Here is a 20,724-nt window from a genome sequence, read left to right as displayed (position 1 = left end):
GTCTAAACCGAGATTTCGACCCGATTACGGCCGGCTTCCTTGGCGCGATACAGCGCCTTGTCGGCCAGGGTCAGAATCTGTAGTGGCTTTTCAGCATCGTCAGGCCAGCTGGCAACACCCACCGAGACCGTCAGTGCCCCAAGATCCTGCTCCCGATGAATAATAGCTACCTTGCGAACGGCTTCGCACAGCTGGTTCGCTTTATCCCGGGCTGCTTCGGAGGTTGCTCCCGGCATGAGCACCACAAACTCTTCACCGCCGTACCGGCAAACTATGTCACTCTCCCGGAACTGCTTTTGAAGAATGCCAGCGACGATCTTCAGGGCATGGTCTCCCGCTTCGTGGCCGTGGGTATCGTTGAACCGTTTGAAGTGATCGATGTCGACAATCAACAGGGATAGCGACAAATCGTTACGCTGCGCGACGGCGCTTTCATGTTCGAAAAGCTGATCAAAGTAGCGGCGGTTTTTCAGACCGGTGAGTGCATCCTCGTAGGAAAACTTCTGCAACTCTTCCCGCAGGGCAATGCTTGAGAGGGTGATACCGATTCTCTGGATGGCCTGATCCAGCGCCGTAAGCAGACGTGCCGAACCATACTCGCTCTCTGCCTTTCCGAAAACGCCATCGCCCTCGAGCAGAAGCACACCTTCAGTCACATTGCCGGCACTGGCCGACTCCACATTTACCCAGAAACACAAGGTACCGCTCTCGGCCTCTCTCCCCTCCCCATCGGCGCCCTGCCACTGTTTCAGTTGCGGCAGCCTGGAGGGCTCCGGGAGGCCTTTGCGGGCATCCAGGATCACCGGAAGCGGAACCGGGCGACTGAATCCCCAGACGGCAACCCGATCATACCGCTCTCCCGAGCCCCGCTGATAAAAGGCGCCTTTAAGCGGGCTGCAAATATCCGGGAGCGCCCGGACAAGCAACCCGAACGCCTGCTTCAGGCCCAGACAGTCCTGCAGCTCGGTAATCACGTCGCCCAGAATCCGGTTTTTCTCATTTTCAAAGGTCAGCATCCGGACCCGCGCCTGCTCGCGCCGGGCCAGAGCCTCCGCCTTGGCGGTACGTTCGGCAACCTTTTCTTCCAGTGACACGTTCAGCCGCTTCAACGCCTCCTGGGTGCCTGCGTAATGCCACAGTGAAATAATCACCACCGCCAGAGAGAAGAGGAGCATTCCCCAACTGACCGGGACTCGGCCCCAGGGAAGCACACCATGGGCCACTGCCATATCCACAATCAGCAACGCGCAGAAAAAGCCGAAGGCCAAAAGCAGTACCTGTTGCTCGCGCAACATTTTACCGATACGACGAAGCACGACGGCAAAAATAATAACCAGAGAAACGAGAAACATGGCATCAAATGGCGGGAACGTAGACGAGAGATCAAACACGCCCGTCAGCGCGCCCAGCAATGCACCCACCAGGTAACCAAGATGAACTTTCCAGATCAGATTTATCACCCAGGGGCGATGATTGGTCAGCCATTGCTCCAGCAGCAGTGCCAGGGCCACCGGCAGCATGTAATAGGAGCCGGCAGCCAGGTAATCCCACATCAACGGCTGGTAAGCAATCAGTAGACTGGCCTGGCTCTCAGAAACCAGCATCAGGGCAGATGAGAGAGTGAACAGAGAGATAGTCGCAAAAGTTTTCTTTTCCGCCTGCAACAGCGCAAAGATGATCGCCAACAACGCAATCAAGGTGGCGAAACCCGCAATGACCAGTGCTTCGAGGGAATTCTTGAGAATGTAGAGAACCAGATCCGGATGATCCATGATGGAGACTTCGCCCCACAGCCCAATATCCGTGTAATTGGAGAAAATCCGGAAATACACCGGCTTGCCTTCATAGTTCTCCGGCAGCACGATTTCATGCCACGGCCAGCCCTCAAACCGGCCCCGGCCCTGGTCATCAAACTCGCCATACTGGTAGATTTTTTCACCCTCAACCCAGACCTGAACGATCAGATCGACACTGAAGATGTAAAGGACGGGCTCCTGCCACTCGCCGGTTGGCAGGGTGACCCGGAACCAGACATTCTCACGCCCTTCACGGCCGGGTGGATTGGAGGGAAAACCAATGCTTTGCCATTTTTCGGGTGCATCCTGCACCACCCACTCCGGAACACCGTCCTCGGTAAAGGGAGAATCACCCCAGCGATACTCCCAACCTTCGGCTACCGGCTGAGACGCTCCATAGGTAAGTGCAGGCAGTATCAAGGCCAGAAACGCGGTAACCAGACGAAGCAGGCTAATCTGTGGCATCAGGAAGGCAAACCTGAGTTGTGGGGCGATCAGATCTGATTATAGTCCAGTCCCCGCAAATCCGGAGCACTCTTTCGGGGCATACGACCGGTGCGCTCAAGGTGATTCGTGACTATGCGATGATCGAGGCGGCTCCACCACCCATTCCGGGTCCTCAAACTCACCGATGGGTGTGATATCCACGAAAGGCGCAGCGCTGCGGATGATCGCGGCCACCTCGGGGTTATGCTGCCCTTCCATGGCATCCCGCTGTTCCTTGCTCTCCCAGGAAGCAATCGCAATCAGCGTATTGGGGTCGCCAATCTTGCGGTGCAGCTCGGTGCCGCGGGCCCCCTGCGCCTGCTGGATAATTTCGCTCGCTCTTACCCAGGCATCCGCATATTCCTCGGCAGTATGGCCTTCCCGGATATGCACTTCGAAAATAAACTTCATGAGACCTCCCGGTGACTGCCGGCTCAATCGGGTCGCGTTATCCCATGATGGCGGCGAACACCGTTAACGTGAGGAGCGGCCCATCACCAGCAAGGCCAGGAGCGCAGAGCCCACCATCAGCAACAGTGCCACCGCATTGAGCACGGGCGTCGACCCTTCCCGAAGGCGATTGAAGAGGGCCACCGTCAACGGTGTATCGCTACCTGTCAGCATAACGGTGGTATTGAAGTTTTCAAATGACATCAGGAAGGCCATTGCGGCCGCTCCGAAAATGGATGGCAACAGCCATGGCAGGGTAACGGTAAACCAGGCCACCAGGGGCGTGGCGCCCAGGTTCAGGGCGGCTTCTTCCAGCTGGGGATCAAACTTGCGCAGGCGTGCGGCAATCACCAGGGTACTCAGAGTCGCGATGAAGGTCACTTGCCCCATTACCACCAGAGTCATCCCGGGGCGGAACAGATCCAGTTCGATGCCCCAGGCGGCCGACATATCATTGGCCATGCCGCTGTAAAACACCAGTATCGACACCCCCAGAATGACCCCGGGAATCACTAAAGGCAGCAGCATGAGCAGGTACAGGAACTCCTTGCCCCGGAACTGTACCCGTTCGAACAACACGGCGTTAACACACCCCAGGGCAACGCTCACCAGCGTTACCCAGAACGCAATTTTAGCACTGACCCAGAGCGCCGTGAGCAGCCCATCATCGTGGAAGAGTCCGGTACGGCCCTCGCTGCCGTCGGCGAAATACCAGTCCAGGGTGAAGCCTTTCCATGGCAGAGACGGGAAAGGCGCGTCATTGAAGGCAAACACGGCGGTCACCAGCAGCGGCAAGGCCAGGTAAACGAAAAACGCCACCAGGTACGCCAGGTAGAGGCAATCGAACAGACGGGACCGGGGGACGGAACGGATCATGGCTTCACCCTCACCTTCATCCCATCACCTTCCGCAACGACTGGCCGGAGATTTTCAGCCCGAGCCAGACGATGACCGACGACAGTACCAGCAGCAGAACACCCAGTGCGGCGCCCTGCTCCCAGTTAAAGCGGGTAATGAACTGGGTGAAGATCTGCTCGGTAAACCAGGCGCTATCCTTCCCGCCCATGAGCACCGGAGTCAGATAGCTGCCAAGGGTGAGCATGAACACGACGATGCAGCCGGAAACAATGCCGGGCATGGCCCAGGGCACAACGATTTCGCGCAATACGGTACCGTGGCCGCCACCCAGGTCGTAGCCGGCTTCCACCAGGTTCTCATCCATGCCATCGAGGGTGGTTACCAGTGGCACCACCATGAACAGAAGCCCGTTGTAGACCAGACCGATAATGACCGCCACGTCGTTATAGAGCATTTCCACCGGACCATCCACCCAGCCCAGGGCCTGTAGCCAGGAACTGAACAGGCCACTTTCACGCAGCAGGATCATCCAACCGTAAGTACGTACCAACTCACTCGCCCAGAACGGAATCAGGCAGGCCAGAAACAGAATGCCCTTGGAGCGCCCCCTCGCAAGACGGGCTATGTACCAGGCAATGGGGAAGGCGATGATCAGCGTCAAAAAGGTAGTGAACAACGACATCACCCCGGTACGCACGAACGTTCGCCAGTAATAGGACTCGGTAAAGAAGTTTCGATACTGCTCAATGCCCCAGGCAATGGTGTCCCAGCTTTCCCGCACCTGGAACGACACCCGTAACATCTGGAGGTGAGGCAACAACACCAGCAACACGATCCAGAGCAGGAACGGGGTAAGCAGCAACCAGAGGGATAAGCGACTGACCGATGACTTCACGGACTGTCGGCTCCAAAGACCCTGGCCAAAGCCGGATTCCATGCCAGCCGGATGGAGCTGTCGGAAGACAGCCTCGGTGCCGAGCCATCCTGGGGCAGGCGGGCATACACCGGCTGGCCACAGCTCTCTGCCTCAATCCGACTGTTGGCACCATCGAACAGGGTGGTTCGCACTTTCGCCTGCATCGAGGAGAAACCGGCACTGAGGGCATCACCTGACAGCACCAGCGATTCGGGCCGGATATACAGTTCGGCCCGATGGCCGGTTCTGAGGTTGTCCGATGCCACCCGTCCCTGAACCAGAACACCGTCATCCAGACGGATGTCTGCCAGATTATCCCGCACCGCTACCAGCTCACCGGACAGGCGATTGTTATCGCCGACGAACCCGGCTACGAAGGGTGTGGCCGGTTCCCGGTAAAGTTCCTCCGGTGGCGCCACCTGATCAAACCGCCCGTCCCGCATGACGGCCACCTGATCCGACATCACCATGGCTTCCGACTGGTCGTGGGTGATGTACACGAAGGTGGTGCCGAACTGCTTCTGCAGGTGCTTGAGCTCCACCTTCATCTGCTCACGGAGTTTCAGATCGAGGGCGCCGAGGGGTTCGTCCAGCAGCAGAAGCGTGGGCTCCAGTACCAGGCAGCGCGCCAGCGCCACCCGCTGTCGTTGTCCGCCGGATAGCTCCTGTGGATTTCGGTGCTCAAGATCCGGCAGGCCAACCTGCTCCAGCACCCGGGCAATGCGCTTTCGACGTTCTGCCAGTGGCATCTTCCGGCGCTTGAGCCCGTAACCGATGTTGTCGCCCACGGTCATGGTGGGGAACAGGGCCAGATGCTGGAACACCATGTTCACGGGCCGCCGGTTTGGTGGCACATCGTTCATGCGCTGGCCACGGATGTGGATGTCACCTGCATCGGGCTTGTCAAAACCGGCCAGCAGTCGCAGGAGAGTGGTTTTGCCGCAACCGGAGGGGCCAAGAATGGAGAAAAACGTGCCCGCAGGCACGTCCAGGGACACATGGTCCACCGCGGCATTGCTGCCAAAGCGGCGGACCAGTCCCTCACAGAACAGATCCGAATCCATTCCCATAGGGATCAGTTCGCGGCCTGGACTCGATCCAGCACCTGGCCTTCCATGGTTTCCAGTCCCGGGGGAACCGGCGGATACCACTTGATATTGTTGATGGCGGCTTCATCAAAGCTTTCGCGATAAGCGTCCCTCAGATCAGCTTTGACAAACTCATCCGCACCTTTTGAGGCGGTGAAGTTGCCTGACGCATTGGTAATACGGGCCGCAATCTCCGGCTGCATCACGAAATTGATCCACTTGTAGGCGGCTTCTTCGTTCTCGCTTCGGCGAGGAATCGCGAAGGTATCGATCCAGCCCAGGGCACCGGATTCGGGGGCCACAAACCGGATGTCCGGGTTCTCGGCATTGAGCTTCCAGCCGCCGGCATCCCAGGCCATGGCCGCTTTCACTTCACCGGTACGCAGCAGGGCCAGCAACTGGTCGCCACCGGTCCAGTAGGTTTTCACATTGCTTTTGCAGTCGATCAGTTTGTCCTCAACCTTTGCCATGATCGACTCGTACTGGTCCCGGTCATCGTAGGCTGCGAACGGATCCAAACCCATCGCAAAGGCAAAACCGATCAGTGTGGGTCGCTTGAGGCGGTAGCTGACCTGTCCTTCGACAGCAGGATCACACAGGTCGGTATAGTCAGACACGGTATCCGCTACCGAGCTGTGCACGATCAGACCACTGGTTCCCCACACCGAGGGCACTCCATAAAACTGGCCATCCAGTTCGGTGGAATCCTGGGTCGCCTTGACCATGGACGGCTGCAACTGATCCGTGTTCACCCGGCTGAAATCGATCGGCTTGTAGATATTGAACTGGCGCTGCACACCAACAATCCGGTCCTGGCTCGGCTGGGCCAGGTCAAACCCGGCACCGCCCGTGGCACGGAGCTTGGAAATCATGTCTTCGTTGTTGGAGAGAGTCACCTTCACATCAATGCCGGTCTCCTCCTCAAACTGGGCGACCACATCATCCGGGGCGTAGCCACCCCAGGTAATCAGGCGCAGCTCTTCAGCCAGGGTACTGCCAGAAAAACCTGTGGTGGCAAGGGCTGCAGACAGCAAAAAAGCACGGTTCCGTGTCGAGCGAGAGGGCATGATCATAACGTGTCCTTACTGATGGCAAGTTCAGAAGTTTGCTAACCATTTGTTATCAGGAAGTTATAGACCATGTATTGCAGTTTTGTGAAACCCGATGCAAAAAAACGGAGGCCGCAGCCTCCGCTTTTTCAGGACCATTAACAATCCGCGCGCTTAGCGGCCAGACTTCAACATTTCCCAGTACTTGGCGTAGACCTGCAGGGCGTCGTCGCCGATGTCGGTCTGGAACTCCGCATTGATCATATCGGTGGCGTTCGGATAGCTTGCCCGGTTATTCGCCACTTCGTCCGGCAGCAAGTCCCGCGCTGCCAGGTTCGGAGTGGCATAACCGATCTCCTTACTGATCAAAGCGGAGATTTCCGGCTGCAACACGAAACTGATGAACTGGTGGGCCGCTTCCGGATTCTTCGCGTTCTTCGGAATCACGAAACTGTCCAGCCAGGCGATAATGCCTTCTTCCGGATAGACGTACTCCAGCGACTCCATGGTGCCCTTGCCCATCACGGCTTCGCCGTTCCAGATCATACCCACGTCGGTCTCACCCTCCAGGTAAGGCATGCGGGGCGCATCGGAATTGAAAGTACGAACCGAGGGCATGAGCTCGGACAGCTTTTCATAGGCCGCCTTGATTTCATTCGGATTGGTGCTGTTGCCGGAATAGCCCAATACCCGCAGGCCAACGTGGAAAACCTCCCGCATGTCGTTGGTCAGCATCACCCGGCCATCGAAACGGTCTTCCCACAGGTCTTCCCAGGCAGTGACAGGCTCACCTTCGATGTCTGCGGTGTCCACGGCCAGCCCCGTGGTACCCCAGAGGTACGGGACGGATAATTTGTTCTCCGGATCAATATCCAGGTTCACCAGTTCCGGGTCCAGATTATCGAAGCCCTCGATCTTGCTGCGATCGATCGGCAGCAGCAGGTCTTCCTGACGCATCTTGCTGACGTAGTAAGTAGAAGGTACCGCCAGGTCGTAGGCTGCACTGTCATCCAGCAATTTCAAGCGGGCATACATGGCCTCGTTGCTGTCGTAGGTGGTGTAGACCACCTGGATACCGGTTTCCTCAGTGAAGCGGTCGAGCACTTCCTGGGGCATATACTCGGACCAGTTATAGAGGTTGAGAACCTGGGGCTCCTCGGAACTGCACCCCGTCAATCCCACTGCCAGCAAGCCGGCCAGTGCCAGTTTCTTCATCGTTTGCTCCTTATCAGAATCCATTGAGACAACATCAGCATAATCAGTGAAAACACCAGCAACAGTGTGCCCAGGGCATTCACCTCGGGTTTCAGGCCCACACGCACCATGGAGTAAATGCGCAGGGGCAGAATCTCGTAGCTCGGGCCACTCACAAAAGTACTCACTACCACATCATCGAGGGACAGTGTAAACCCTAGCAACCAGCCTGCCAGTAATGCCGGCATGATCACCGGGATCAGCACGGTACGGGTCATGGTGAAATCAGAAGCACCAAGATCCCGGGCGGCCTCTGGAAGGCTCTCGTCGAAGCCGCTCAACCGCGCCATCACTGTAATTACCACAAACGGAAGACAGAAGGTGACATGAGCCAATAGCAGCGACACATAGCCCAGCTGCAGCCCCACCAACAGAAACAGGGCCAGCAACGAAATCGCCAGGACAATCTCCGGTGACATCATCACCACAAACAGCATGCCGTTGAGCAGCTTTTTGCCCCGGAACCGATAACGATGCAGGGCCAGGGCTGTCAGGGCGCCGATTACTGTGGACACGGTGGCGGCAGACAGCGCCAGCCAGAGGGAATTCCACATGGCATTGACCATGGCCCGGTTATTGAAAAGCGCCTCGTACCAGCGAAGGCTGAGCCCGCCCCAGGCATAACCGGTACGGGATTCATTGAACGAGAACACCACCAGCACCACGATGGGCACGTAGAGCAAAATGTAGACGAGGGTCAGATAGGTGCGGGGCAACCATCGTGTCATCAGGCACCCTCCTCGCCAATTCGCCGTTTACTCAGGCGATGGGCGAACATGAGGAACGCCATGGTCAGGGTCAGTACAATGCTGGCCGCCGCCCCGAAGGGCCAGTTGCGGGCATCGAGGAACTGGTTCTTGATCACGTTACCCACCAGCAGATTGCGCGAACCGCCAAGAATATCCGGCACGAAGAAAAGCCCCATGGCGGGCAGCAGGACCAGCATCACGCCGGCCAGAACCCCCGGCAGGGTGAGCGGCACAATCACATGGATAAAGGTGGACAGCCGACCCGCGCCCAGATCGTGGGAGGCCAGCAGCAACTCCTGCTTCAGGTCTTCGAACACCGAATACAGCGGCAGGATCATAAACGGCAGCAGCAGATACACCAGCCCGATGATCACCGCGCCCTCGGTATAGAGGAGCTGCAGGGGCTCATCAATCAGCCCGATCGACATCAGGGCGCTGTTCAGCAGACCGTTGGTAGCCAGGATCAGCTTCAGGGCGTAGGTGCGCACCAGGGAATTGGTCCAGAAGGGCACGATCAGCAGGAAGATCAGGATCAGTTGTCGCTGCTTGCCCACTTTGGACAAGGCCCACGCAAACGGGTAACCAATCAGCAGGCACACCAGGGTGGTCATCGCCGCCATGTACAGGGAGTGGAGAAAAACCTCCAGATACAGCGGGTCAAACAGCTGGCGATAGGCATCCAGATTCAGGGGCAGGGACAGAAAAGAGACCGGGTCCCGGGTCATGACACTGGCGCCAACCACCAGGAGATTCGGCGCCAACACCAGAAACAGGAGCCAACCCCAGACCAGGATCAGGACGGCGGTTTTGAACGGCTGCTGCATAACGCTATGCATCGGCCGCAAGTTCCTCTTCGGTTGCGGTTTCGCCGGGCAGCAGCCATTCCCAGCCATCCACCCAACTGACCTTGACCGGCTCGCCCAGGCGGTAGTCGAATGCGGGATCGTCCTCATCGAAGAATTCGCTGGCCAACACCTCGGTGCCATCGTCCAGATGAATGACAGAATCCAGGGTGCTGCCTTTGTAGTTGCGCTCAACAATTTTGCCCGCGACACCCTGCTCATCGGCAGGATCCAGCACCCGGATGTCTTCAGGCCGCAGCAGCACGCTCAAGGGTTGGCCTTCTCGTACCGAAAAGTCCGGTCGACGCAGGGTTCGTTTGAGACCAAAGACATCCACAGTAATGGAGCCGTCCTGGACCGACTCGACCGTGCCAGGGAAAAAATTGGTTTCCCCTACAAACCGCGCGGTAAAGAGGTTGGCCGGTCGCTCGTAGACCTCCCGTGGAGTGCCGAGCTGCTGCACCAGTCCATCCTTGAGAACCACCACCCGATCCGACATGGATAGGGCCTCTTCCTGATCGTGGGTCACGAACACGAAGGTTATACCCAGCTCCCGCTGCAGGCGCTTAAGCTCCACCTGCATGGTACGGCGAAGCTTGTAATCCAGGGCCGAGAGCGGTTCATCCAGCAGTAGCAGTCTCGGCCGCTTGACCACCGCCCGGGCGATGGCAACCCGTTGCTGCTGGCCGCCGGACAGCTGATGCGGCTTGCGACGGGCAAAATCCTGCAACTGGACCATGGCCAGCGCTTCATCGACTCGCTGGCGAATCTCGTCCTTCGGGCGCTTTTCCATCTTCAGGCCATAGGCCACGTTGTCGAACACCGACATGTGGGGAAACAGCGCATAATGCTGGAATACGGTATTGAGCGGACGGTTTTCCGGGGCAGTGTGGGTGAGATCTTGTCCCGCCAGGGTGATGCTGCCCTCATCGGGATGTTCGAAACCGGCCATCAGCCGCAGCAGGGTGGTTTTTCCGCACCCGGAAGGGCCCAGCAGGGTAATGAACTCGCCGTCGTAGATCTCAAGATCCAGACCGTCGAGCACCGTTTTGCCACCGAATTGCTTGGAAAGATTGCTCAGGGATAGCAGTGTCTGTTTCATCGGCGCTGCCCAAAGAATGAGCGGCCTATTTTTCCAGAAACCGACGCAAACAAAAAGGGGCGCTGGGGTATTACAGCCCCGGCGCCCCTTTGACTGACAAAGCCCTCAAGCCTTTGGCTGGCTCTCAGGTATTGTCAGGCTTCAGTCCTCAGCCACACTGTTCAGGTAGGCCTTGTCCGAAATGTTGGTCCACTGACGAACCTGCTTAAGGTAGTCGCGCTGGGACTCGATGATTTCCTTCGCCAGCGGATCGTTCTCTGCCGCCTCGGCCAGCAGCCGGTTGGTGGTGCTGCGCAGGGCATCAATGACTTCCGGCGGGAACACCTTGTGGGTGACATCCGGGTAGTCTTCCTTCATGCGATCCCAGGCTACGCCACTCTGGTGGGTGCTCTGGATGTACATGTCATAGGCTGCGGTGCGCATGGCGACCCGCAGGATCTCCTGAAGATCCTTTGGCAGCTCTTCCCAGGTCTTCTTGTTGATCAGGAACTGGACTTCCGCGCCCGGCTCCTGCCAACCCGAATAGTAGTACTTGGCGATCTGATGGAAGCCCATCTGGAAATCCAGGGCAGGACCGACCCATTCAACGGCATCCACGGTGCCACGCTCAAGTGCGGTATAGAGTTCACCCGGCGGCAGGTTGGTCACGGCAACCCCCAGCTCGGACATCACTTCGCCAGCAAAGCCCGGAGTACGCATCTTCAGCCCCTTCAGGTCTTCCAGCGAGTTGATTTCCTCGCGGAACCAGCCACCCATCTGGTTACCGGTATTACCGCCCGGGAAAGACAGCATGCCGTACGGCTCGTAGACCTTCTGCATCAGTTCCATGCCCTCGCCGTGGTAGAACCAGGCGTACATTTCAGGCGCAATCAGCCCGAATGGGATGGTGGTGAAGTACATGGCGTTCGGGATGGTGCCCTTGTAGTAGTAGGACGCGGTGTGACCCATGTCGTACTGGCCATTGCGCACCAGATCAAAGATGCCGAACGGCGCCTTGTGCTTGTTGGACGGATCTATGCGGATCTGCAAACGGCCGTCCGACATGGTTTCTGCCATGTCCGCCATATGCTGAACTGTCTCTCCCAGTACCGGAGAGTTGGGCCCCCAGGTTTGCGCAAGGCGCAGAGTATAGTTTTCCTCGGCGAGGCCGATGCTGCTTGCGAGAAGCAGCGCCGACGCTACCGTTGCTTTCAGCAGGTGGGTCATTGTCGTTGAACCTCTATTTCATTGTTATGTTGTGATTTTTGATGCCTCGGAGATAGTAACCTGAGAGTTTAAAAAAGGCCAAAATCTGGTCATCCGGGCGTTTATTGGCTATGTTGAATACCACTGATTGCAGTAATTCCAGGGATCCGGGATACAGTCCATGCCAGACAACGAGCTTTCCAGACATCGGGCACAGTTAGAGGCCCTCCGGGCCGCCTACGTGGAAAAGTTGCCCGAGACGTTTGAACGTCTCGAAGCGCTCATCGACGCGATACCGACGGACCCGAATGATGCTGTCGGGCTCGACAACCTGAACGCCTCACTCGGACTGCTATATCAGGAGGCCCACAAGCTCGCTGGCACTTCCGGTTCTCTCGGTCTTGAGTGTGTTTCGACAGCAGCAAGGCAGTTACTGTCTCTTGCCGAAAACTGGCACACGCATCCTCTCGACGCTCTCTCGAAAAGAGAAATGATGGATACGCTGGTCGAGACCATGCGAAATTGCGACCTGAAGCCGGTTGAGGAAAGCCCTGGACCCAGTAAACGCGGCTCTCGGAAAATCCACATTGTGGACGATGACGAGTTGGTGGCTCAGGAAATGCTTACCTGGCTTATTGAGGCCGGATTTGATGCGGAAGTTTTCCTGTCTTCGTCGGTTTATCTGGATATATTTGAAACGCTTGCCCGGCCAGACATGATTATTATGGACGTCGCCTTTGGCGAGGACATGAGCGCGGGGCCGGACATCATTCGACAGCTTCGCAACCGGCTGGGGAGAATGCCGGCGGTTATCTTTCTTTCTATCCATGACGAAATGCCCGCCAGGCTTGCAGCACTCCGGGCGGGTGCCTCGCGCTATCTGGTCAAACCGGTCACCAAAGACCGCCTTATGGACCTCGCCCATGAATTCGCCGAGCGCAAGCACACGACAACCTACCGCGTACTGCTGGTAGATGATGATCAAACCGCCCTGCAGGCCGCAAAAATACAGCTGGAATATGTTGGGCTTGAGGTACATGCCTGCGAGGAACCTCTGCAGGCATTGACGGTTGCGCGGGCGATCAGGCCAGATGTCATCATTCTGGATATTGTGATGCCCAACGTCTCCGGGACAGAACTCGCTGCCATCCTCAGGGAGGACCGTGAATTCGATGCCACTCCCATCGTCTTCCTGACGTCACAGTCTCATCAGGATGAGAAAACCCTGAGTGTTGCGCTCGGAGGCGACGACTACGTCCTTAAGCCGTTCGACGCCGACTACCTGACGGCCACGGTCCGCGCCCGAGCCAAACGCTCCCGAAGGTTGCGCGAGCTCATCAACGCGACCGACAGCCGCTGATCAGACCTTGAACTGACCAACTAGCTCCCGAAGGCTCTCACCCAGGCGCGCCAGTTCGTGGCTGGCTTCGTTGGTCTGGTTTACGCCGGTATCACTGCGCTGGGCAGCATCGACAATGCGGACGACGTTCTGGTTAATCTCTTCGGCAACCTGGCTCTGCTGCTCTGAGGCTGTGGCGATCTGAGTCACCTGATCATGAATCTTGCCGACCGAGGTCTCGATGGTTCGCAACGCGCTGGTTGCATGGTTGATCCTTTCGACGGTTTCTGTCGAGCGGTTGCGTGACTTGTTCATCTGCTCAACCGATGCCTTGGATTCGGTAACAAAGCCGTCAATCATGGTGCGAATCTGATCAGCAGACTCGGCGCTGCGTTTCGCCAGCTGGCGAACCTCATCCGCAACCACTGAGAAACCACGCCCATGCTCACCAGCCCGTGCAGCCTCGATGGCGGCATTAAGGGCCAGCAGATTGGTCTGCTCAGTCACAGCATGAATGACATCCAGCACCTGCTGGATCTCATCGGACTTTTCCGCCAGAGCGTTGATGCTTCGGGCGGTATCTTCGATCTCCTCGGACAGTTTGTTCACGGCGCCCTGAGCACTGCTGATGGTTTCGCCACCTTCCCGGGCCATGCGATCGGCGTCTGAGGCAGAGCTCTCAACCTCATTGGCATTACCGGAAATCTGCTGGATGGTGGCGGCCATTTCGTTGATGGCTGAGGCGATCTGGTCAGTCTCGGAGCCCTGCTCCTGAACCGAAGCCCGGGTTTCATTAGCCACCCGGCTCAACTCCTCGGCTGCGGACGCTACCTGATCGGTGGTCGCGCCCACCTCACGCATGGTGTCCTGGATCTTGATCACGAAGGCGTTAAAGCGCCGACCCAGCTCGGCCAGTTCGTCAACGCCTTCATCTGGCAGGCGCTGGCGCAGGTCACCCTCACCGTCGGCGATTTCCTGCATCATGCTGCTGACACTCTTCAGTGGCCGGGTCACACTACGACCCACGAAGATGCCGATTACCAGGGCAATCACAACCACCAGCACTGTCACCAGCAGGATAAAGCCCAGGGTTTCGGCCATGCCGGCTTCGATTTTTTTCTCGAGCCGCTGCCACCTGGCGATCAATGTCGGTAATGTAGACGCCGGCACCGATCATCCAGTCCCAGTCCGGGATGATCGTGGAGTAGGACATCTTGGGTTCTTCATTGCCAGAGGCCGGATTCATCCAGTCATAGCCATAGAAGCCCTCACCGCGGGCCGCGTTGAAAAGATTGCCAACCAGTTTCCTGACAACCGGGTTTGTCGTGGGGCCTTCTTTCGAGGGATCCGGGGCATACGCCAGATTGAAAACATCCCTGGTGTAGGCGAATACATAATTGGTTTCATCAAAACGGATAGAACGCAGACGCGCGGCAGCCGCTTCCTTCGCCTCTGCTTCTGTCATTGAGGGGTCGTTCTTGGCCTCCAACACCACTGCCTCAGCAGCATCAATCAGGTTCTGCAGCCCGGTCTTGCGTGCCTCGAGAAGACTGGTCTCCAGGCGTTTGAGCTCTGCTTCGCCGTTCGCCTGAATCTGGTTGGCGGTGATCCAAGCGAGGGTTGCCGCCGTTAACAGTACGGGCAGCAGTGTGGCGATAAGTAAGCGGCTTCGGATTTTTAACCGACTCAGAACATTCATGCTTCCAGACTCCCGGGAACTTTCTATTGATGCGGATTATCCACAGACCCACTCAGGTGCTCTGTTCCAGTTTGTAAAAAGAGGTTTCAGAGACCGACGCATGGCGCGTTCGGCTTTCTGGACAAACTGATCTTCCGCCATTGTTATCAGACAAGTAGAGTATCGGCAGTAACGAAAATGTCTTGAGCAAGGGTTAGACTAAAGGACCACCACGAAGGTAGGCCAATGAAGCACCTGTTTCTGGTACGCCACGCCAAATCCAGCTGGGCCGATGAGTCTCTGTGCGACCGTGAGCGACCTCTTAATGCCCGGGGTGAAAGCCAGCTGGCTCCGCTGGGCAAGGCACTGGAGGCCGCCGGCGCACTGCACGGTGAGATTTACTGCAGTAACGCCACCCGTGCCCTGGCGACCCTCGAGGGGGCCATGCCCGAGCCTGTTATGCCCGAGCACTGGCACACTCAAAGCGAGCTCTATACGTTTGACTACCGTCGGTTGATTGCCTGGCTGAAAGAGCGGGAAGAAGACTCCCAGGTTATGCTTGTAGGTCACAATCCGGCCCTGCTGGAACTGGCCCAGTGGCTGTTAAAACAACCTCCCGAACAGCTACCCACCGCCAGCTTCATTCACATCCGCCTCTCGATCAAAGACTGGCATCAGCTAGACCGGGGTAAGGGCAAACTGGTAGCGCTGATGACGCCACAGGATTACAGCTACACCCACTTCCAGCGAAAACTGAAAAAGAAGGCCAAAACCGCGGGAGATGACCCGGCAAAAGACATTCCCGAGGCCCTTCACCATCAGCTGAACAGACTCCGGCAACTGGAGCGTGGTGTGATCCTGGGCCTGGATGACGAATTCCTACACCAGTACCGCATTGCCATCCGACGCAGCCGCGCGGTTGCCGAATCGGTGCAGGAAGTGGCCGGTGACAAGGCGCTAGCGAAGGCCGTTAAAAGCCTGAAACGGCATGCCCGGGCGACGGGACCGTTACGTGATCTGCACGTATTTCTCCGGGACTTACCCGAATTATGTGGCGACAACTCGGAAATCCGGACAGCCCTGCAGATCTGGTTCGAACAGGAAGCCGCCAACCGCCACAAAAAACTGGTCAAGCGCCTGCAGAGCAAGCGCTATCACGACAGCATGGAGCACTGGCTGAACCTCATTGAGTCCCGAAAGTTCCAGAATTTGGCGGAGACGCTGAGGGCAAAAGACATCCGAAAGGCGGTGGAGAGCCGTATAAAAGGGTTCAACAAATTGACCGCTGAGCTGATGCATACCTCCCCGGATGAGGATATTCATCGGCTTCGCAAGCAACTCAAGCGAATCCGTTACCTGATGGAGCTGGACTCGAAAACCTGGAAGTCCGAGCTGAAAACGATGAAAGCACGCCAAAAGCTGTATGGCCGCTTCCAGGATCTACATGTTCAGATCGAACTGCTTGACCAGTTCCGCAAGGCGGCCCCGGAGGTCTTACCCGCTGCCCTCGACGGGATCCTGGAAACCCTGGAAGAGTGTAAAGCGGACGCCCGGAAACAGATTCTGACCCTTGGAGGACTTGATGGAGCCCCGTTATGACACCCTGTTTTACGACGGACAATGCCCACTGTGTGCCAAGGAGATTCGCATCTTGCGCAAACTGCAGCGTGGCAATCTCATCTTCGCAGACATCCACGAACAGCGTGATGGCAGCGGCAATTTGCCGAGCCATGAAACTCTGCTGCGACGCCTGCACCTGATGACCTGGACCGGGGAATGGGTCATCGGCTTGCCTGCAAACGTTCGGGCCTGGTCCCACACGCCCTTTGGCTTTCTGTTCAAGCCCCTGCTGTGGCCCGGCATTTTCCAGATTGCCTCGCGTATCTACGGGAGATGGGCAGATAAGCGCTTTGAACGTAAGTACGCCTGCGCCTTCGGTAACAACGAGGCGGCTTAATCGTACATATGCGGAGTGACGCTCGGCGGTCGAACCCTTATCCTGAGGCATAACCTTATTCCATCAGTTTGAGGAGCTCAGCTATGAAAACTGCCCATGACCTTGTAGAAGCCGCCAAGAAAGAAATCCAGGAAGTGCCCCTGGATCAGGCGGACGATGCCATCAAGAATGCCGATCTTCTGCTGGATGTGCGTGATGCGGATGAATACCGGGCTGGCCATATACCGGGCGCGGTGAACATTTCCCGCGGCTTGCTGGAGTTCAAGTTTACCAACGATCCGGCGTTTGAGAGCCGCGACATGAACATTGTCTGCTACTGCAAAACATCCGGGCGAGCCGCCCTGAGCGCCAAGGCCCTGAAGGAAATGGGCTACATGCATGTGCAGTCCATCGCCGGTGGATTCGATGCCTGGCAGGAAGCAGGCAAACCGGTCGCCAAGCCGGAACTGCCCTCGTTCGAGTAATGGATACCTACAGGCAGCAGGCCTTGTACTTCCGGCCACTGCCACAGGGGCAGGGGTCGTTCCGACCGGGCTTCAACTGGCCCTCGCTGGTGTCTCCCCGAAGGTAATACCAGCGGCCCTGCTCCTGAACGAAATCGGAATTCTCTTCGAGAAAGCCCCAGCCCTTACCCAGGCGGTAGAGCGCTCGGAAATGAACCCTGCCGCGATTGCCCGACTCACTGGTGTCCAGGATCTGCAAACCGGTCCATTCCGGCGAGTCTGCCAGAGTGAGCGTCTGTGGTCGTGTGCTCTGGTGCCAGGTGGCTCGCAGGTAATCCGGAAGATCGAGAACGAACGCTGCGTAACGGGACCGCATCAATGCCTCCGGCGACGGAGCCGGTTTATCCTGATGGAACGGCTGGCAGCATTCGGGGTAGGATTTGCCGCTGCCACAGGGGCAACTTTGGTGTTCAGGCTGCTGGGTCATCGGGGATCATTCTTTTCGACTTTGCTCCTGGCCCCGCAGTGTATCAATATCTGACCGGTACTGCTCCGGCCTTTTCCAACGACTTCCTGGTGATTTCCTTTGACGGATGTATCGCTGTTACAGATTCTTCTGGCCAACCTTGCCATTCTCGCCGGGGCCTGCCTGCAGGGCGTGGCCGGCTATGGCATTGGTACACTGGCTGCGCCATTGCTTTTTCTTATCAGCCCGGTGTTGGTCCCCGGCCCCCTGATACTGAATGCCACTCTGCTTACTGTCTTCATGCTGATACGCAATCGAGGCGCATTGCAGGTCCGGGAAGTGCGCTTTGCCATTGTGGGCGGAGTTGTCGGCGCAATTCTGGCGGCTCTGACATTGCTGGTGATCTCGACGGCGGGCTTCGAGCTGATTTTTGGTGTGCTGATTCTCGCCGGGGTAGCGCTCAGCATTGGTGGGCTAAAGCCTGCGCTGAACGCCCGCAACAGCGTGATGGCCGGAGCCGCCTCGACCTATATGGGCACGATTACCGCAGTGGGTGGGCCACCGATCGCCTTGATCTACCAGAATGAAAAGGGGCCTCTGGTCAGGGCCAATATGTCCGCGTTCTTTCTGGCGGCCAGCGTCCTGAGCCTGTCAGGCCTGCTCGCTTCCGGCTACCTGGGAACGCGGGAGCTGTTCCTGTTCGCAGTGACCTTCCCGGGCGTATTCCTGGGCTTCTGGCTTTCCGGCAAACTCGTCAACCGCATGCCCTTTGAAGGCCTTCGCCCGGTCATTCTCGGCATCGCGGCCATCGCCGGAACCGCAGCCCTCATTCGCGGCCTGCTCCCGCTCTAGGAATCGGCCCAGAGCCGGACACGGAACCGATTCTTGCGCCAGAGCAGCGCCAGCCAGATGGCATTGGCGTTGATCAGGAAAGCCAGGATCCACTCGAAAGCATCGTCCTTGCGGCTATAGAACTCCGGGGCCACGCCATTCAGGATCACTGAAAGAATCCCCACAGCGAGGGTCAGTTGGCAGAGATTCAACAGCCTCATGCCCGTGTGTTTCCAAAGTGGATGGCTGCGCAAGCCGGCGCTAACCAGCAACTCACAGATGAAGGTGAGCGAAAAATACAGAACCACACCAACACGGCGGACCAGATTGAAGCCGTCGCCGGCATGGCCCAGCGCCAGGGTATAGGCGGCAAGCGACACACTGGCCACCATACCCAGCCACGGGATCCAGGCAACCCCGGACGAATGTACGCCGAGCTGGCGCAACCACCGGCCGTTGAGCCACCAGAACAGAATCCCGAGCAAGGCCGCCGGCAGCATGGTACCTTTGAAAATGAAGTAAGATGTTCCGTGACGGCCGGTACGACTGATGCTGGTGCAACTATCCCAGTAGGGAATGCATAGCTCAACGTGGCCCTCCAGCACCGAAACAACAAAGGTGACATGGATCGTAACCAGCGGAATGAGAGCCGCAGCCAGTGCAAGCCACCAGAGGTGGAAAAAGCGGTGATCCGACATGATGGACGATTCCCGTTCAGGTATCGAGAAACGAATATCGACGATGCTCAGGCGCTTGACCCCAGCATGATTAGCGAACACTATTTGACCAAATTTTGCAATTCAGTCTCTTCATTTACCAACTCATTCCGTCAAAATGGCTAAAGTAGGTAATCGGACCGAGCCATGAACAAAAGCCATCAGGAAATTGTTGAAACACAGGTGGATGTCGCCGAGCTTGCCATTGGCATGCATGTTACTCGGCTGGACCGCCCGTGGGAGGAGACCGATTTTCTGATTCAGGGCTTTGTGATCAAGGACCAGGCGGACATTGACGCCCTACGGGCCCAGTGCGCGTTCGTTTTCATTGAGGGGCGGGTCCAAAAAGCGCGCGCTCCCCAGGAGGCCGGCTCGCGGAACGGTCAGCGATCAGGACTGCTGGGACTGTTCAAACGCAAGTCCGCCCCCGAACCGACACCCAAAACCCCGCCTGTGCCGCGCAAGCGAGTCACCTATATCAATAAGGTCGACGCGGGCACTGAAATGGCCACGGCCAGGATCCGGTTCAAGGACGCCCAGGACACGGCCAAGTCGATCATGTCTGGATTGCGCGTGGGACGCACGCTGGACATCAACAACGCGCGCAAAGTTGTCAAAGGGTGCGTTGAGAGCGTGCTGAGAAACGAGAATGCCCTGATGCTCCTTACCAAGATCAAGCATCAGGACGCCTACACGGCCGAGCACTGCATCAATGTTTCGATTCTTTGCGCGGCATTCGGGAAACACCTCGGATTACTGCATGGGGAAATCGAGAGCCTGGCGCTCTGCGGCCTGTTGCATGATGTTGGCAAAACAAAAATCCCGGACGAAATCCTGAACAAACCGGGCGCCCTGACTCCTAAAGAATTTGAGCTGATGAGGCACCATACGACTCACGGAAGAACCATTCTTATGGGCACCAGTCATTCACTGAATACGGCTGTCGATGTTGCGTTCAGTCATCATGAAAGGATGGACGGTTCAGGGTACCCCAGGGGCCTCAGCGACCATCAGATTCCCTATTTCGCGAAGATCGTGGGGCTGGTCGATACCTACGATGCGATTACCAGTGATCGAGTCTACGACAAAGGCAGGGCGTCCATGCAGGCGCTGGATATCATCCACAAACACCGGGGCACCCAGTTTGACGCGGAACTTGCGGATCAATTCATTCAGCTCATTGGCATTTATCCGCCCGGCTCCATTGTGGAAATGGTCAACGGCGAGGTTGGCATCGTTATCGAGAGCCGGCCAGATCATAAACTCAAGCCCTGCGTTCTGTTGGTCAGAGAAGCTGATAAAAGCCGGATGAACCCCTATCGCACGGTCGACCTGAAGGCCAGCGCGGAAGATGGCGCTGGTGAGGTGTATCGTATCGCCCGGGAAGTCCCGGACGGAACCTATGAGATCGTTCTTCAGGAGTTTGTCGATCAGGACCTGATTGTCACCAAGCCAAAGCCCCACCTCGGTTCCAAAACCACATAAAAGCGACAGTCGGTTACTTTTCAATCCGAAACGC

Annotated in this window: 19 protein-coding genes and 1 pseudogene; 6 read left to right on the top strand and 14 right to left on the bottom strand. The window is 57.4% G+C overall.

What is annotated here, in order from left to right; genetic code table 11:
• Positions 1-2: 2 nt before the first annotated feature.
• The 11 genes from SIC15_RS01830 to SIC15_RS01780 form a co-directional block, all read right to left on the bottom strand.
• On the bottom strand, positions 3-2,261 hold the full coding sequence (locus SIC15_RS01830) for a diguanylate cyclase (protein ID WP_412536955.1): 2,259 nt from the start codon (positions 2,259-2,261) through the stop codon (positions 3-5).
• A 96-nt stretch (positions 2,262-2,357) separates the two neighbouring features.
• A complete protein-coding gene (locus SIC15_RS01825) occupies positions 2,358-2,693 on the bottom strand; it encodes an antibiotic biosynthesis monooxygenase family protein (protein WP_412536954.1) in 336 nt (111 codons plus the stop codon).
• Between the two features lie 63 nt (positions 2,694-2,756).
• The gene (locus tag SIC15_RS01820; RefSeq protein ID WP_136630714.1) at positions 2,757-3,608 is read right to left on the bottom strand and encodes an ABC transporter permease; all 852 of its coding nucleotides are present in this window, start codon (positions 3,606-3,608) and stop codon (positions 2,757-2,759) included.
• Between the two features lie 16 nt (positions 3,609-3,624).
• Complete coding sequence (locus SIC15_RS01815) at positions 3,625-4,485, bottom strand: ABC transporter permease (protein ID WP_412536953.1); 861 nt, start codon at positions 4,483-4,485, stop codon at positions 3,625-3,627.
• Positions 4,482-5,576, bottom strand: a complete 1,095-nt coding sequence (locus SIC15_RS01810; RefSeq protein ID WP_412536952.1) for an ABC transporter ATP-binding protein — start codon at positions 5,574-5,576, stop codon at positions 4,482-4,484. Before SIC15_RS01810 ends, SIC15_RS01815 begins: the two co-directional genes overlap by 4 nt.
• A 5-nt stretch (positions 5,577-5,581) precedes the next feature.
• Complete coding sequence (locus SIC15_RS01805; RefSeq protein ID WP_370686230.1) at positions 5,582-6,661, bottom strand: extracellular solute-binding protein; 1,080 nt, start codon at positions 6,659-6,661, stop codon at positions 5,582-5,584.
• A gap of 156 nt (positions 6,662-6,817) precedes the next feature.
• Positions 6,818-7,858 carry an extracellular solute-binding protein gene (locus SIC15_RS01800; RefSeq protein WP_412536951.1) on the bottom strand — a complete coding sequence of 347 codons (1,041 nt, stop codon included), beginning with the start codon at positions 7,856-7,858 and terminating at the stop codon, positions 6,818-6,820.
• Entirely contained in the window at positions 7,855-8,625 is a 771-nt protein-coding gene (gene potC / locus SIC15_RS01795) for a spermidine/putrescine ABC transporter permease PotC (RefSeq protein WP_412536950.1), read from the bottom strand. The genes SIC15_RS01800 and potC overlap by 4 nt, the downstream gene beginning before the upstream one ends.
• Positions 8,625-9,482 (bottom strand): spermidine/putrescine ABC transporter permease PotB, encoded by an 858-nt coding sequence (gene potB / locus SIC15_RS01790; RefSeq protein ID WP_209399189.1) that lies wholly within the window; start codon positions 9,480-9,482, stop codon positions 8,625-8,627. Before potB ends, potC begins: the two co-directional genes overlap by 1 nt.
• The gene (gene potA / locus SIC15_RS01785) at positions 9,475-10,590 is read right to left on the bottom strand and encodes a spermidine/putrescine ABC transporter ATP-binding protein PotA (protein WP_412536949.1); all 1,116 of its coding nucleotides are present in this window, start codon (positions 10,588-10,590) and stop codon (positions 9,475-9,477) included. The genes potB and potA overlap by 8 nt, the downstream gene beginning before the upstream one ends.
• Positions 10,591-10,731: 141 nt before the next feature.
• The gene (locus tag SIC15_RS01780) at positions 10,732-11,796 is read right to left on the bottom strand and encodes a TRAP transporter substrate-binding protein (RefSeq protein WP_136630709.1); all 1,065 of its coding nucleotides are present in this window, start codon (positions 11,794-11,796) and stop codon (positions 10,732-10,734) included.
• Positions 11,797-11,956: 160 nt separating this feature from the next.
• On the opposite strand from SIC15_RS01780, the gene SIC15_RS01775 reads away from it, so the two are divergent.
• Positions 11,957-13,135, top strand: a complete 1,179-nt coding sequence (locus SIC15_RS01775; protein ID WP_412536948.1) for a response regulator — start codon at positions 11,957-11,959, stop codon at positions 13,133-13,135.
• On the opposite strand, the pseudogene SIC15_RS01770 reads toward SIC15_RS01775, so the two are convergent.
• A pseudogene (locus SIC15_RS01770) lies at positions 13,136-14,813 on the bottom strand (methyl-accepting chemotaxis protein). It lies immediately after the preceding gene.
• A 225-nt stretch (positions 14,814-15,038) separates the two neighbouring features.
• Here SIC15_RS01770 and SIC15_RS01765 point away from each other — a divergent pair.
• The 3 genes from SIC15_RS01765 to SIC15_RS01755 all read left to right on the top strand — a co-directional run bounded on the left by SIC15_RS01765 (position 15,039) and on the right by SIC15_RS01755 (position 17,213).
• Entirely contained in the window at positions 15,039-16,391 is a 1,353-nt protein-coding gene (locus tag SIC15_RS01765) for a CHAD domain-containing protein (protein ID WP_412536947.1), read from the top strand.
• A complete protein-coding gene (locus SIC15_RS01760; RefSeq protein ID WP_153637086.1) occupies positions 16,375-16,749 on the top strand; it encodes a thiol-disulfide oxidoreductase DCC family protein in 375 nt (124 codons plus the stop codon). The genes SIC15_RS01765 and SIC15_RS01760 overlap by 17 nt, the downstream gene beginning before the upstream one ends.
• A gap of 83 nt (positions 16,750-16,832) precedes the next feature.
• The gene (locus SIC15_RS01755) at positions 16,833-17,213 is read left to right on the top strand and encodes a rhodanese-like domain-containing protein (RefSeq protein ID WP_136630706.1); all 381 of its coding nucleotides are present in this window, start codon (positions 16,833-16,835) and stop codon (positions 17,211-17,213) included.
• Between the two features lie 7 nt (positions 17,214-17,220).
• Here SIC15_RS01755 and SIC15_RS01750 read toward each other — a convergent pair whose 3' ends face one another.
• Positions 17,221-17,679, bottom strand: a complete 459-nt coding sequence (locus SIC15_RS01750) for a YchJ family protein (RefSeq protein WP_227549318.1) — start codon at positions 17,677-17,679, stop codon at positions 17,221-17,223.
• A 99-nt stretch (positions 17,680-17,778) separates the two neighbouring features.
• On the opposite strand from SIC15_RS01750, the gene SIC15_RS01745 reads away from it, so the two are divergent.
• Entirely contained in the window at positions 17,779-18,510 is a 732-nt protein-coding gene (locus SIC15_RS01745; RefSeq protein ID WP_136630705.1) for a sulfite exporter TauE/SafE family protein, read from the top strand.
• On the opposite strand, the gene SIC15_RS01740 is transcribed toward SIC15_RS01745, so the two are convergent.
• Complete coding sequence (locus tag SIC15_RS01740) at positions 18,507-19,187, bottom strand: hypothetical protein (protein ID WP_412536946.1); 681 nt, start codon at positions 19,185-19,187, stop codon at positions 18,507-18,509. The genes SIC15_RS01745 and SIC15_RS01740 overlap by 4 nt on opposite strands.
• A 165-nt stretch (positions 19,188-19,352) precedes the next feature.
• On the opposite strand from SIC15_RS01740, the gene SIC15_RS01735 reads away from it, so the two are divergent.
• The gene (locus SIC15_RS01735; RefSeq protein WP_412536945.1) at positions 19,353-20,690 is read left to right on the top strand and encodes an HD-GYP domain-containing protein; all 1,338 of its coding nucleotides are present in this window, start codon (positions 19,353-19,355) and stop codon (positions 20,688-20,690) included.
• Positions 20,691-20,724 lie beyond the last annotated feature (34 nt).

The organism is Marinobacter sp. MIT932201 (genome assembly GCF_047123295.1).
GTDB lineage: Bacteria > Pseudomonadota > Gammaproteobacteria > Pseudomonadales > Oleiphilaceae > Marinobacter > Marinobacter salsuginis.
The sequence above is the reverse complement of the archived record's forward strand: the minus strand, read 5'-3'. Positions and strand labels throughout refer to the sequence as shown.